At 73.6% G+C, this 12,083-nt stretch carries 14 protein-coding genes; 9 read left to right on the top strand and 5 right to left on the bottom strand.

The window, feature by feature from the left end:
• The first annotated feature begins 39 nt into the window (after positions 1–39).
• The 3 genes from ABTY61_RS29440 (at position 40) to ABTY61_RS29450 (ending at position 3,893) form a co-directional block, all read left to right on the top strand.
• Positions 40–1,581, top strand: coding sequence for an MFS transporter (locus ABTY61_RS29440; RefSeq protein ID WP_350508139.1), 1,542 nt, complete (start codon positions 40–42; stop codon positions 1,579–1,581).
• 214 nt (positions 1,582–1,795) lie between these two features.
• Entirely contained in the window at positions 1,796–3,424 is a 1,629-nt protein-coding gene (qcrB, locus tag ABTY61_RS29445) for a cytochrome bc1 complex cytochrome b subunit (protein ID WP_350508140.1), read from the top strand.
• A gap of 28 nt (positions 3,425–3,452) precedes the next feature.
• Complete coding sequence (locus tag ABTY61_RS29450; RefSeq protein WP_350508141.1) at positions 3,453–3,893, top strand: PPOX class F420-dependent oxidoreductase; 441 nt, start codon at positions 3,453–3,455, stop codon at positions 3,891–3,893.
• Positions 3,894–4,010: 117 nt separating this feature from the next.
• On the opposite strand, the gene ABTY61_RS29455 is transcribed toward ABTY61_RS29450, so the two are convergent.
• A complete protein-coding gene (locus tag ABTY61_RS29455) occupies positions 4,011–4,214 on the bottom strand; it encodes a hypothetical protein (protein WP_350508142.1) in 204 nt (67 codons plus the stop codon).
• The gene (locus tag ABTY61_RS29460; protein WP_350508143.1) at positions 4,211–4,480 is read right to left on the bottom strand and encodes a DUF1876 domain-containing protein; all 270 of its coding nucleotides are present in this window, start codon (positions 4,478–4,480) and stop codon (positions 4,211–4,213) included. The genes ABTY61_RS29455 and ABTY61_RS29460 overlap by 4 nt, the downstream gene beginning before the upstream one ends.
• A 157-nt stretch (positions 4,481–4,637) precedes the next feature.
• On the opposite strand from ABTY61_RS29460, the gene ABTY61_RS29465 reads away from it, so the two are divergent.
• The 3 genes from ABTY61_RS29465 (at position 4,638) to ABTY61_RS29475 (ending at position 6,857) form a co-directional block, all read left to right on the top strand.
• Positions 4,638–5,480 carry a YndJ family protein gene (locus tag ABTY61_RS29465; protein WP_350508144.1) on the top strand — a complete coding sequence of 281 codons (843 nt, stop codon included), beginning with the start codon at positions 4,638–4,640 and terminating at the stop codon, positions 5,478–5,480.
• The gene (locus ABTY61_RS29470; protein ID WP_350508145.1) at positions 5,477–5,998 is read left to right on the top strand and encodes a DUF1990 domain-containing protein; all 522 of its coding nucleotides are present in this window, start codon (positions 5,477–5,479) and stop codon (positions 5,996–5,998) included. The genes ABTY61_RS29465 and ABTY61_RS29470 overlap by 4 nt, the downstream gene beginning before the upstream one ends.
• A 151-nt stretch (positions 5,999–6,149) precedes the next feature.
• Entirely contained in the window at positions 6,150–6,857 is a 708-nt protein-coding gene (locus ABTY61_RS29475) for a hypothetical protein (RefSeq protein ID WP_350508146.1), read from the top strand.
• Positions 6,858–6,869: 12 nt separating this feature from the next.
• Here the strand turns inward: ABTY61_RS29475 and ABTY61_RS29480 are convergent, their stop codons facing one another.
• The 3 genes from ABTY61_RS29480 to ABTY61_RS29490 all read right to left on the bottom strand — a co-directional run bounded on the left by ABTY61_RS29480 (position 6,870) and on the right by ABTY61_RS29490 (position 8,846).
• A complete protein-coding gene (locus ABTY61_RS29480; RefSeq protein ID WP_350508147.1) occupies positions 6,870–7,610 on the bottom strand; it encodes a zf-HC2 domain-containing protein in 741 nt (246 codons plus the stop codon).
• Positions 7,607–8,095 (bottom strand): sigma-70 family RNA polymerase sigma factor, encoded by a 489-nt coding sequence (locus tag ABTY61_RS29485; RefSeq protein WP_502895454.1) that lies wholly within the window; start codon positions 8,093–8,095, stop codon positions 7,607–7,609. The genes ABTY61_RS29480 and ABTY61_RS29485 overlap by 4 nt, the downstream gene beginning before the upstream one ends.
• 148 nt (positions 8,096–8,243) lie before the next feature.
• A complete protein-coding gene (locus tag ABTY61_RS29490) occupies positions 8,244–8,846 on the bottom strand; it encodes a COG4315 family predicted lipoprotein (RefSeq protein ID WP_350508148.1) in 603 nt (200 codons plus the stop codon).
• Positions 8,847–8,914: 68 nt separating this feature from the next.
• Between ABTY61_RS29490 and ABTY61_RS29495 the strand changes: the two genes are divergently transcribed.
• From ABTY61_RS29495 to ABTY61_RS29505, 3 genes are all read left to right on the top strand, one after another.
• The gene (locus tag ABTY61_RS29495; RefSeq protein WP_350508227.1) at positions 8,915–9,397 is read left to right on the top strand and encodes a thioredoxin family protein; all 483 of its coding nucleotides are present in this window, start codon (positions 8,915–8,917) and stop codon (positions 9,395–9,397) included.
• A gap of 237 nt (positions 9,398–9,634) precedes the next feature.
• Positions 9,635–10,369 (top strand): alpha/beta hydrolase, encoded by a 735-nt coding sequence (locus ABTY61_RS29500; protein ID WP_350508149.1) that lies wholly within the window; start codon positions 9,635–9,637, stop codon positions 10,367–10,369.
• A 129-nt stretch (positions 10,370–10,498) separates the two neighbouring features.
• Positions 10,499–11,944 (top strand): dihydrolipoyl dehydrogenase family protein, encoded by a 1,446-nt coding sequence (locus ABTY61_RS29505; protein ID WP_350508150.1) that lies wholly within the window; start codon positions 10,499–10,501, stop codon positions 11,942–11,944.
• The last annotated feature ends 139 nt before the right edge of the window (positions 11,945–12,083 follow it).

Below are 12,083 nucleotides of genomic sequence, written 5' to 3' on the forward strand. Positions count from 1 at the left end.
TACGGCAGTCGACCGTTCTTGCACACCACGCACCGTGAAATGGGTACCCCCGTGTCTCAAACCGACGCCCCCCAGGCGACGATCCCCGATCCCCGGCGCTGGAAGGCGCTGATCTTCATCGGCCTCGCCCAGCTGATGGTCGTCCTCGACGCCACCATCGTGAACATCGCCCTGCCGTCCGCCCAGACCGACCTGGGCATATCCGACGGCAACCGCCAGTGGGTGATCACCGCCTACGCGCTGGCCTTCGGCGGTCTGCTGCTGTTCGGCGGCCGGATCGCGGACCTCTGGGGCCGCAAGCGGACCTTCATCGTCGGCCTGACCGGCTTCGCGCTCGCCTCCGCGCTCGGCGGCGCCGCGGTCAACACCACGATGCTGCTAGGCGCCCGCGCCCTCCAGGGCGTGTTCGGCGCACTGCTCGCCCCGGCCGCGCTGTCGCTGCTCGCCGTGACCTTCACCGAGGCCAAGGAGCGCGCCAAGGCCTTCGGCATCTACGGGGCGATCGCCGGTGGCGGTGGCGCCATCGGCCTGATCCTCGGCGGCGCGCTGACCGAGTACCTGAACTGGCGCTGGACCTTCTACGTCAACATCCCGTTCGCCATCGCGGCCATCGCCGGCGCCGTCCTGGTGATCACCGAGCCCGTCGGCGGCCGCAACCGCAACAAGCTGGACATCCCCGGCGTGGTGCTGGTGACCACCGGCCTGGTCTCGCTGGTGTACGGCTTCACCCGCGCCGAGTCCAGCGGCTGGACGGCCGGCAGCACCCTGGCGCTGTTCGCCGCGGCCGTCGTGCTGCTGGCCGCCTTCGTGATCGTGGAGCGCGCGGTCGCCGCCCCGCTGCTGCCGCTGCGCGTGGTGCTGAACCGCAACCGGGGCGGGGTCTACCTGTCGCTGGGCATGGCCGTGATCGGCATGTTCGGGCTGTTCCTCTTCCTGACCTACTACCTGCAGGTCGTGCGCGGCTACAGCCCGGTGCTGACCGGCGTCGCGTTCCTGCCGATGGTGGCGGGCATGATCACCGGCTCGACCCAGATCGGCGCCCGGCTGATGACCCGCATCCCGGCGCGCTACCTGATGGCGCCCGGCTTCCTGACCGCCTCGGTCGGCATGTTCCTGCTGACCCACATCGGCCTGGACACCTCCTACCCGGCGCTGATCCTGCCCGGCCTGGTCCTGATGGGCCTCGGCATGGGCACCGCCTTCATGCCGGCGATGAGCCTCGCGACCTACGGCGTCCAGCCGCGTGACGCGGGCGTGGCCTCGGCCATGGTCAACACCTCGCAGCAGGTCGGCGGCGCCATCGGCACCGCGCTGCTGAACACCATCGCGGCCAGCGCCACCACCGCCTGGATGACCTCGCACCACGCGGCCATGGCCGCCGCCGCCACGCCGGAGGCCGGCAAGGCCCTGCAGTTCCAGGGCATGGTGCACGGCTTCTCGACCGCGATCTGGGTGTCCTTCGGGATCCTGGTGGCAGCCGCCGCCGTCGCCTTCACCTTCATCAACGCCGGTCGCCCGGACACCGCGGGTGCCGGCTCGGGTGCGGCGAAGAGCGATGAGGTGCCGGTGCTGGTGCACTGACCCTCGGCCCCCACGGGGGTGCCGCCCGTCCCGGGTGGCGCGGGTGCGTACGCGGCCCGTCCGGTGTCCTGTGAGGACACCGGACGGGCCGCTCGCGTTGTGCGGGCGGCGGCCGGGCAGCCCTCCGATAGAAGTGGGGATCAGTCCCCGGTATGGTGGCCCCAGTGCGAAACGGGGAACTATCCCCGTTTCCTTCGGACCGAGGTGCGTACACATGACCCGGAATCAGAGCCCAGGACGGGGGCGGCGGGCCGCCGACTGGGCGGACGGCCGACTGGGGATCTACACCCTGGCCAGGACCAACCTGCGCAAGATCTTCCCGGACCACTGGTCCTTCATGCTGGGCGAGATCTGCCTCTACACCTTCCTGATCATCATCCTGACCGGTGTCTGGCTGACCCTGTTCTTCAAGCCGTCGATGGCCGAGGTGGTCTACAACGGCTCGTACGTCCCGCTCAAGGGCATCCGGATGTCCGAGGCCTACGCCTCCACCGTGGACATCAGCTTCGAGGTGCGCGGCGGCCTGCTGATCCGGCAGATCCACCACTGGTCGGCGATCGTCTTCGTCGCGGCCATGTTCGTGCACATGATGCGGGTGTTCTTCACCGGCGCGTTCCGCAAGCCGCGTGAGATCAACTGGGTGTTCGGCTTCCTGCTGCTGTTCCTCGGCATGCTGGACGGCTTCTTCGGCTACTCGCTCCCGGACGACCTGCTCTCCGGCACCGGCATCCGGTTCATCGAGGGCGTGCTGCTGGCCGTGCCGCTGGTCGGCACGTACCTCCAGATGTTCCTGTTCGGCGGCGAGTTCCCCGGGCACGACATCATCCCGAGGTTCTTCACCATCCACGTGCTGCTCGTCCCCGGCATCATGCTCGGACTGCTGGTGGCGCACGTGATCCTGGTCTTCCACCACAAGCACACCCAGTGGGCCGGCCCGGGCAGGACCGAGAAGAACGTCGTCGGGATGCCGCTGATGCCGGTGTACCTGGCCAAGGCCGGCGGGTTCTTCTTCCTGGTCTTCGGGATCGTCGCGCTGATGTCCGCGATCGCCACGATCAACCCGATCTGGGCGTACGGCCCGTACCGGCCGGACCAGGTCTCCACCGACGCCCAACCCGACTGGTACATGGGCTTCGCCGAGGGCCTGATCCGGGTGATGCCCGGCTGGGAGGTCAGCCTGTGGGGGCACACCCTCAACCTCGGAGTGCTGGTCCCGTTCACCCTGTTCCCGGTGATCCTCGGCGCGATCGCGGTCTACCCGTTCATCGAGAGCTGGGTGACCGACGACGGCCGGGAGCACCACCTGCTCGACCGGCCGCGCAACGCGCCCGTACGCACCGCCCTCGGCGCGGCCTGGATCAGCGTCTACCTGGTGATGCTCGCGGGCGGCGGCAACGACCTCATCGCCACCCATCTGCACCTGTCGCTCAACGCCATCACCTACGCGGTGCGGATCGGCTTCTTCGTCGTCCCGGTGGCCGTCTTCACCATCACCAAGCGCTGGTGCCTCGGCCTGCAGCGGCGGGACCGCGACAAGGTGCTGCACGGGCGGGAGACCGGCGTCATCACCCGGCTGCCGCACGGCGAGTTCACCGAGGTGCACGCCGGGCTCGCGCCCGCCGAACTGCACCGGCTCACCGCGCACGAGCAGCCCCGCCCCCTCGAACTGCCGGCCGCGGTGGACGAGAATGGAGTGGCCCGGCCGGCGGGTGTGCTCACCCGCACCCGGGTCCGGCTGTCCCGCGGGTTCCACGGCGAACACGCCCGGGTCGCCGCGCCCACCGCCGAGGAGTACCGCGAGCACGGTGAGATCACCGGGGCCGAGGGCCATGGTCACCACTGACCCCGCCCCTTGGGAGAGGGAGGAGATCATGCACGACCGAACCGACCAGCTCGCCGACAGCAGATACCTCCTGCTGACCACCTTCGGCGACGACGGCAGCCGGCTGGACTCCCAGCTGTGGGTGGTCCCGGACGGCCGGGCGCTCGGCGTCTGGACCCCGGCCCACTCCGGCGAGGCCGAACGGATCCGCCGCCACCCCCGGGTGCTGATCGGCCCCTGCGACGCCCACGGGCGCCCCACCGGCCGACAACTCCCGGCCCGCGCACGGCTCTGCGACGCCGACGCGACCGCGCGCTACCGCACCTCGCTGATCAACAAGTACGGCCTGACGGCACTGCTCGCGCTGGCCCGCAGCCGGTTCCGGGTCGGGCTGGCGGGCACGGTCGGGATCCGGATCACGCCGAACGAGCTGGAGCAGCGGCTGGTCGGGCCGGAGTGGCGGCCGCCGGGGACGTACTGCGTCAACTGACCGGCGCCTCCGTAACCGCGAGTCCGCCGAGTGCGAGCCCGTCGAGTGCCGGGACCCGTGGCGACGGGGCCCGGCGCTCGGCGCTGTCCGGCGCTCCGGCCGAGGGGGCGTCGCGGATCAGTCCCCGTCGTCCGGTGCCAGGGCCAGGTCCCCGGGCTCGCAGGCCTCCCGGCCGGTCCCCAGGTGCACGACCCTGACCGCCCGCTCGGGGCCGCCGGGGACGACCCGCTGTTCGTGCCCGCAGCGCGGGCAGATCAGCGGGATGCGCGGCCGGTTCGGGTCCCGTCCGGCCCGGTCGCCGTCCGGGTGCGGGGCGGTCACGACAGCGGGTGGGTCGGGACCGGGCTGACGTCCTGGATCTCGCCGTGGGCCTTGGTGAGGAGCTGCGAGGCGAGTTCGTTGAGTGCGCGCGCGCCCGCGATCTCCTCGCCCACCCGCAGCTGTTCCGGATCGGAGGGGTGGCGGCTGCTGTAGCCGTGGGCGCGCAGTTCGCTCCCGTCGCCGAGTCTGAGCAGGGCGGCCGCGGACGTCCGCGGGCCCTCCTCACGGAACTCCATCTCGATGTGCCAACCGACCAGAGTCTGCATGGCGGATCACCTCCATCGGTTACTCCTCCAGAGTGCGCCGCACCCAGCGTGAACACCAGGCCAGCCGGACCGTCGCCGAGTTGAACATGTTCAACTCGGCGACGTAGAGTCGTCGGCGAAGGGTAATTGAACGCGTTCAAGAGGGGGTGTGCCGGCCATGGGCAAGGGCACGACCGAACTGGTCGACCTGCTGGTCCTGCTCGGCATGGGCGCCGTCCTGCCACTCGGCCTGGCCCTGATCGACGAACCCGGGCTGGCCCGGATCCGCCGGCTGTGGCCGCTCGCCGCCGTCCCCGGGGCGCTCTCGCTCTGGCTGCCGCGCGGCGGCCTGGCCACCGGCACCGCGGCCGTCTACGCCCTCGGCACCCTGGCCGTCGCCCTGCACGCACCCCGGCGGCTGGCCCGGACCCGCTCGCTCGCCTCCGCCGAGATCGCCGTGCTGACCGCGCTCGCCGCGCCCTCGGTGGCCGGGGTCGCGCTGGTCGCCGAGCGCTCCGGCTACCCGCTGTTCGGCTTCGAGCCGCACATCCTGGCACTGACCGTCCCGCACTTCCACTACGCCGGGTTCACCGCCGCCCTGATCGCCGGGCTGGTCTGCCGCACCTCGGCGCCCGGCTCGGCAGCGGCCCGCTGCGCGGCGCTCAGCGTCCCGGCCGGCACCCTGCTGGTGCTCGCCGGGTACTTCCTCGGCAACTGGTGGCAGTTCGCCGGAGCCGTCGTGCTGAGCACCGGGATGTGGCTGGTCGGCCTGGTCGGCTGGCGCGAACTGCGCCCCCGCGCGGCCGACCCGGTCACCGCCCGGCTGCTCGCCGTCTCCTCGGCCGTGCTCGCGCTCACCATGCTGCTCGCCCTGTGGTGGGCACTCGGCCGGGCCGCCGGACTCCCCCACCCCACTCTGGCCTGGATGGCCGCCACCCACGGCCTCGGCAACGCGCTCGGCTTCGCCCTCTGCGCGCTCCTCGCCTGGCGCCGGATCACCGTCGCGGAGGACGCCCGATGAACGACTACAGCTACCCCGAACAGGGCGCCAGCCGTACCGGCGGAACCGGCGAACTGCCCGCCGGCTACCGCCACCTGCGGTACCGGGCACCGATCGGCCACGGCCGCGCCGCCCTGGAGGTCGCCGGGGCCGCGCTGCTCGGCTGGCGGATGCACCGACTGGCCGGCGTCCGGATCGACGCCGAGGCCGAGCAGGCGGCCCCCGGCGTCGCCGTGCGCTGCGCGATCGGCGTCGGCCCGCTGCGGGCGGGCGCGCCCAACCGGGTGCTGGCCGCCGACGACGGCCCGGACCGGTACGGCTTCACGTACGGGAGCAGGCACGGGCACCTCGGTCGGGGCGAGGAGACCTTCCTGGTCGAACTCGCGCCCGACGGGACGGTCTGGTTCGGCGTCACCGCGTTCACCCGGCCGGTCGCCTGGTGGGCCCGGCTGGCCGGGCCGCTGTTCCCGCTCCTCCAGGCCGCCTTCGCCCGGCGCTGCGGGCGGGTGCTGGCGTCGATCGCGGCGGACGCGGCGTGATCCGCTGGTCAGGCGGCGCGGGCCTGCGTCATCATCGCCGGGTGATATCGATGCAGCCCGTCCTGGAGATGGACGCCCCCGACGAGGACTTCGCGCTCTGGCCGACGGGCACCTTCGATCCGTACGGGTTCCTGGTGCTGGAGCCTTCGCCGTGACCAGCTTCCTGACCCACCGCGCGCTCGTCCACGACGCCACCGTCCCGCTGTTCCGCCGCCACCGCGCCCTGCGCACCTGCCTCACCCTCTTCGCCCCGTACGGCTTCCACGCCACCTACCACCACCTCACCGTCCGCGCCCGCATCCCCCGGCTGCTGCTTGCCGACCCGGAGTCGCTGGGGCGGGCGGTGGAGGAACTGCACGAGGCCCGGACGCTGTGGCTGGCCCGGGCGGAGGAGTACGCGGCGCAGCGCAAGGTGCAGAAGCGGAGCAGTCGAAGGCCGGCGCCGCCGGTGTGGTGGAACCTGTCCTGGCGGGGCTCAGCCCACCTGCGCGGGGGCCACGATCCCTTCCTGCACCCGGCGTTGAGCCTGCCCGACTACGTCCGGCGGCAGAACGCGCTGATGGACGGGGCCGAACTGCCCGGCTGCCCGGCCTGCGGGGAGGAGGGGCCCGCAGCGAGGGTGTCGACCGGCCACGACCGGGCCGAACTGTGCCGCTCCTGCTCCCGGGTGCTGGTGCCGTGCCCGTGCGGCCGGCCGCACACCTTCGAACCGGCCCCGCCCATCGGCATCGGGAGCATCTGGCGCCGGGAGCACATGACCAACAACGGCGGACCCAACCCGCACTGGCCCGCCCACCTGGGCACGGCCCGGGTCGAGCGGCTGGTCGCGCACGAGGTGCCGCGCCTGCCGCCGTCCTGAGCCCGGTTTCCGTCAGGCGTGGTGCGTGGGGACGGAGACCAGCAGGGCGTCGGTGTTCTGGACCCGGACCTCGAAGTGGTCGATGTCGCCGGGCTGCATGGCCGCACCGCCGGCGATGCGCAGCACGCCCGAGGCGCCGGGTTCGCCGTAGCCGTCCGGCGGGACGTTCCAGGTGGTGACCGTCTGGTGCTCGCCGTTGTGCGCGACGGCGATCAGGCGGCAGGTCAACGGGCCCTGCACGCCGGAGAGTTGCAGGCTGATCTGGCTGCCCCAGGTCTTGCCGTCGACGCCGACGGTGGCCTTGGCGCCGGTGGCCGGGTCGGCGGCGCTGAACTGCTCGGCGACGGCGACCACGGCGGGCGTCGTGTCGGCGGTGAGCACCGCGGCCGTCACGGCCGGGCCCGCCGCGACCATCGCGGTCGCGGCCAGGGCGAGCACCAGCCGCCGCACCCGGCCCCGCCGCCGGCCGGACGTGACCTCGGCGACGAGCCGGTCCAGGAGCTGCCCGTCCGGGGCCGGCGCGGGTTCGGCCGGGTCCAGCCCGGCCGCCCGCGCCGAGCTCGCGTAGTCGGCCAACAGCGGTTCGACGAAGCCGAGTTGCCCCACCTGCCCGACGCACTGCGGGCAGTCCGCAAGATGGCGTTCGAAGGCGGCGCGCTCGGCGGGCTCCAGCAGGCCGAGGACGTACGCTCCGACGTCCAGGTGCTCGGGGCCGCCGGACGGGCCGGGGCCGCGATCGGGCCGCTCGGTCACGATGTCACTCCCCGTTCCTCCAGCGCCAGCCTGAGCGAGCGCAGTGCGTAGAACACCCTCGACCGGACGGTCCCGGCCGGGATGCCGAGGGCGGCGGCCGCCTCCTTGGCGGTGCGGCCCTTCAGGTAGGTCTCGACGATGATCTCCCGGTGGGCGGGCGAGAGGTCGGCGAGCGAGTCCGCGACGGTCATCATCCGCAGGGCCCGGTCGATCTCGTCCTCGGCGGGCAACTGCTCCAGGGCCGCCGCGTCCACCTCGCGCGGGCGGGCCGCGGCGCTGCGGTGGTCGTCGATGACGATCCGGCGGGCGACGGTGACCAGCCAGGGCCGCAGCGAGCCGGCCTGCGGGTCGAGCCGGTGGATGTTGCGCCAGGCCCGGACCAGCGTCTCCTGGACGACGTCCTCGGCGCGCTGCCGGTCCCCGGCGACCAGGTGGAGCACGAAGCCGAACAGCGGACCGGCGTGCTCGCGGTACAGGGCCCGCATCAGCTCCTCGTCCGCGGCCCCCGTGCCGTGCGGGGAGGGGCCGCCGACGGGGTGCTCGGTCACCACTTCATGGTTGCGCACCCGGGCCTCCCGGTCGAGGGCGGTGATCGGCAGTGGGCAAGTGATCGGCAGAGGTCAGCGACCTCGGTCAGTAGCCCGGCGTGCTGGGCGCCGGGGTGGGCTCGGCAGGTGCCGGGGTGGGGTTGGCCGGCGCCGGGCTGCTGGGCGCCGAGGTGGTGCCCGGCATCGCCTTGCCGCCGGTCGGGGTCACCGCGAACCACTGGCCGGCCACGCCCTCGCCCTTGGTGTCGCCGGGCTTGGCGTCCGGCGAGTAGCGGTAGACCGGCCAGCCGTTGACGGTGACCTGCTTGGTGCCGTCGTCACGGGTGAAGGACCCGACCAGCTTGCTGTCGATGCCCTTGACGGTCACGTCGCCGTTGGCGCGCTCGGGCGGCCAGAGGCTCGCGCAGTTACCGTTGCAGTAGGAGTCCGAGGGGTTGTTCTTGTCCTGGTCGAAGCGGTAGAGCGTGAAGCCCGCGCTGTCGGTGACGATCGTGCCGAGCTTGGGGTCGACGGCGGTCCGCAGGGTGGCGGCGGCCGGGGCGGCCGGGCTGCTCGGTGTGCTGGGCGGGCTGGGCGGGCTCGACTTGCTCGATCCGGACGACCCGCAGCCGGCGATCAGGGCCGCCGCGGCGAGGCCGGAGGCGGCGAGCACGGCGGCCCGGCGGGTGCGGGGTGTGGTGCTGCGCATGGGGAGCCTCCCGCGTCGGTGGACGGACTGGACAATCCTCTGTACGGACGGTGGCGGCCGCGTGCTCAATGCCGGGCCGGGCCGGAATACCCCGGCGGGCATCACCGTTGTCGCGGGCGCATGATCCGTACCGGCACCTTCGGAAGGGAAGGATCCGCGAGATGAGCAACATGGTCGAGCTGACCAAGGAGAACTTCGACGACATCGTCCCCGGCCCGGAGGGCAAGGACTTCGTCTTCATCGACTTCTGGGCGGGGTGGTGCGGGCCGTGCCGCCAGTTCGCCCCGGTGTACGAGAAGGCCGCGGAACGCCACCCGGACCTGGTCTTCGCCAAGGTCGACACCGAGGCCCAGCAGGAGCTGGCCGCCGCGTTCGGCATCCAGTCGATCCCGACGCTGGCCATCATCCGCGAGGGCGTGCTCGTCTTCTCCCAGGCCGGCGCGCTGCCGGAGCCGGTGTTCGAGGACTTGATCGGCCAGGCCCGCGAGCTGGACATGACCGAGGTCAAGCGCAAGGTGGCGAAGGAGCAGGCGGCCGGGGGCCAGGCCTGAGCCGTACGCCCCACGCCGAGCGGACGGACGTGCCGGGCCCGGGGGCATTGCTCCCCGGGCCCGGTCATGCCGGCGACTCGGGTGGGTCTGGAGCAGCTCCAGCAGAGCGAGCACACGGCTGACCGGGTGTTCCACGGGGATGCTCCTTCCGGGCCGGGGAATCCGGGCGGGTTCCGCCCGGATTCGCTCCTGGAGTCGCCGGTGACGGAGTTCCCCGCCCTGGAAGGACGGTCCACCATGAGCACGTTCGTACTGGTTCCCGGATTCTGGCTCGGCGCCTGGGCCTGGGACGAGGTGGCCGCGCCGCTGCGCGCGGCCGGGCACGAGGTCCACCCGGTGAGCCTGCCCGGGCTCGCCGAACGGGCGGGCGAGCAGGGCGACTTCGGGCTGGAGGAGCACATCGCGGACCTGGCCGGCCGGCTGCTGCGCGAGGACCTGTGGGACGTGGTGCTGGTCGCGCACAGCGGCGCCAGCGCCCCGGTCGGCGGGGTCGCGGACCGGCTGCCCGAGCGGATCCGGCGGGTGGTGTACCTGGACAGCGGCCCGGTGGTGGACGGCGGTTCGCTGTACGACCTCTGGCAGCCCGACTACCGCGAGGCCGCCGACGCCTCGGTGGTCGACGGCCGCCTGCCGATGCCGCCCTGGGACGTGATCGCCGCCGACGGCGCCAGCATCGAGGGCCTGGACGAGGCCACCCTGGCCCGGGTCGGCGCGCGGGTCACCCCGCACCCCGCCGGCGCGTACCGGGACCGGCTCCGGCTGACCGGCGCCGGAGCCGCCCTGCCGCAGGCCCTGGTCTCCTGCTCCTTCCCGCTCGACCGGGTGCGGGAGATGATCGCGGCCGGCCACCCGTGGTTCGTCGGGATGGACGGGCCGAACTGGGAGCTGCGCGAACTGCCCACCGGGCACTGGCCGATGTTCTCCCGCCCGGCCGACACGGCCGCGCTGCTCGCGGAACTCGCGGCAATCTGATCACGGTTGGCGTGTTCGCCCGCGCGCGGGCCCGTCCGCGTCGCAGGATGGGCCCACGCCTGCGGCGCCGCCCGGAGCGGCCGACCCGGGCGGGACCGCGTGAGGCCCGCGAGACCACGGAGGACGGACATGACCAGCAGCACCGCCGAGGAGTACGACGTCATCGTCCTGGGCGCCGGACCGACCGGCGAGAACGTGGCCGACCGGACGGTCGCCGCGGGTCTGCGCACGGTGATCGTGGAGGCCGAACTGGTCGGCGGCGAGTGCTCGTACTGGGCCTGCATGCCGAGCAAGGCGCTGCTGCGCCCGGCCGCCGCGCTGGCCGACGCCCGCGGGGTGGGCGGCGCCCGGGAGGCGGTGGGCGGCGGCCGGCTGGACGCGGCGGCGGTGCTGGCCCGCCGGGACTCCTTCACCTCGCACTGGAAGGACGACGGTCAGGTGCAGTGGCTGCGGGACACCGGCATCGCGCTGGTCCGCGGCCACGGCCGACTGGCGGGCGTGCGGACGGTCACGGTGGAGGCGGAGGACGGCACCGAGCGGGTGCTCACCGCCCGGCACGCCGTCGCCGTGTGCACCGGCAGCCGCCCGGTGCTGCCGGCCACCGTGCCCGGGCTGGCCGAGGCGCACCCGTGGACCAACCGGGAGGCGACCGGCTCGCCGACCGTCCCCGGGCGGCTGGCAGTGGTCGGCGGCGGGGTGGTCGGCGTCGAGATGGCCACCGCCTGGCGGGCGCTCGGCTCCGAGGTGGTGCTGCTGGTGCGCGGCGACGCGCTGCTGCCGCGGATGGAGCCCTTCGCCGGCGAGTTGGTCGCGGAGGGGCTGCGGGAGGCCGGCGTGGACCTCCGCTTCGGCACCGAGGTGACGGCGCTGGAGCGGGCCGGGGCCACCGGACCGGTGGTGCTGACGCTCTCCGGCGACGATCGGCTGACCGCCGACGAGGTGCTCTACGCGACCGGCCGGGCCCCGCGCACCGCCGACATCGGGCTGGAGCAGGTCGGACTGCGGCCGGGCGACTGGCTGGACGTGGACGACAGCTGCACGGTGCTGGGCGTGGACGGCGAGTGGCTGTACGCCGCCGGGGACGTCAACCACCGGGCGCTGCTCACCCACCAGGGCAAGTACCAGGCCCGGATCACCGGCGCGGTGATCGCCGCCCGCGCCCAGGGGCGCGCGCTGGACACCTCGCGCTGGGGCGCGCACTCCGCGTCCGCCGACCTCGCCGGAGCACCGCAGGTGGTGTTCACCCAGCCCGAGGTCGCGGCCGTCGGCCTGCCGCTGGCCGAGGCTGAACGGCTCGGGCTGCGGGTCAAGGCCGTCGGCCAGGAGATCGGCAACGTCGCCGGGGCCTCGCTCTACGCCGACGGCTACCGCGGCCGTGCCCGGGTGGTCTACGACCTGGACCGGGAGGTGATCATCGGCGCCTGCCTGGTCGGCCCGGCCGTCGCCGAACTGCTGCACTCGGCGACCGTCGCGGTGGTGGGCGAGGTGCCGATCGACCGGCTCTGGCACGCCGTCCCGGCCTACCCGACGATCAGCGAGGTGTGGCTGCGGCTGCTGGAGGGCTGCCGGGGGTGAGCCCGGCTCTCCGGGGTGAGCCCGGCCCCTCGGCCGGGCGCGGCGCGGCGAGATGTGACCACCGGTGGACGGCGGGACACTGGGCGGAGGGGCGCCTCCGCCGCGCCCCGGGGGCCGTCCCGGGGGGCCGACTTCGTGA

The organism is Kitasatospora sp. NPDC096128, assembly GCF_040303105.1.
Classification (GTDB): Bacteria; Actinomycetota; Actinomycetes; order Streptomycetales; family Streptomycetaceae; genus Kitasatospora.

What these genes read in the sequence shown, in the direction of transcription:
- ABTY61_RS29470 (WP_350508145.1), top strand. Translation starts at nt 5,477, where the DNA reads ATGAACGACTACAGCTACCCCGAACAGGGCGCCAGCCGTACCGGCGGA.
- ABTY61_RS29490 (WP_350508148.1), bottom strand. Translation starts at nt 8,846, where the DNA reads ATGCGCAGCACCACACCCCGCACCCGCCGGGCCGCCGTGCTCGCCGCC.
- qcrB (WP_350508140.1), top strand. Translation starts at nt 1,796, where the DNA reads ATGACCCGGAATCAGAGCCCAGGACGGGGGCGGCGGGCCGCCGACTGG.
- ABTY61_RS29485 (WP_502895454.1), bottom strand. Translation starts at nt 8,095, where the DNA reads ATGCGGGCCCTGTACCGCGAGCACGCCGGTCCGCTGTTCGGCTTCGTG.
- ABTY61_RS29500 (WP_350508149.1), top strand. Translation starts at nt 9,635, where the DNA reads ATGAGCACGTTCGTACTGGTTCCCGGATTCTGGCTCGGCGCCTGGGCC.
- ABTY61_RS29505 (WP_350508150.1), top strand. Translation starts at nt 10,499, where the DNA reads ATGACCAGCAGCACCGCCGAGGAGTACGACGTCATCGTCCTGGGCGCC.
- ABTY61_RS29450 (WP_350508141.1), top strand. Translation starts at nt 3,453, where the DNA reads ATGCACGACCGAACCGACCAGCTCGCCGACAGCAGATACCTCCTGCTG.
- ABTY61_RS29465 (WP_350508144.1), top strand. Translation starts at nt 4,638, where the DNA reads ATGGGCAAGGGCACGACCGAACTGGTCGACCTGCTGGTCCTGCTCGGC.
- ABTY61_RS29440 (WP_350508139.1), top strand. Translation starts at nt 40, where the DNA reads ATGGGTACCCCCGTGTCTCAAACCGACGCCCCCCAGGCGACGATCCCC.
- ABTY61_RS29495 (WP_350508227.1), top strand. Translation starts at nt 8,915, where the DNA reads ATGCCGGGCCGGGCCGGAATACCCCGGCGGGCATCACCGTTGTCGCGG.
- ABTY61_RS29460 (WP_350508143.1), bottom strand. Translation starts at nt 4,480, where the DNA reads ATGCAGACTCTGGTCGGTTGGCACATCGAGATGGAGTTCCGTGAGGAG.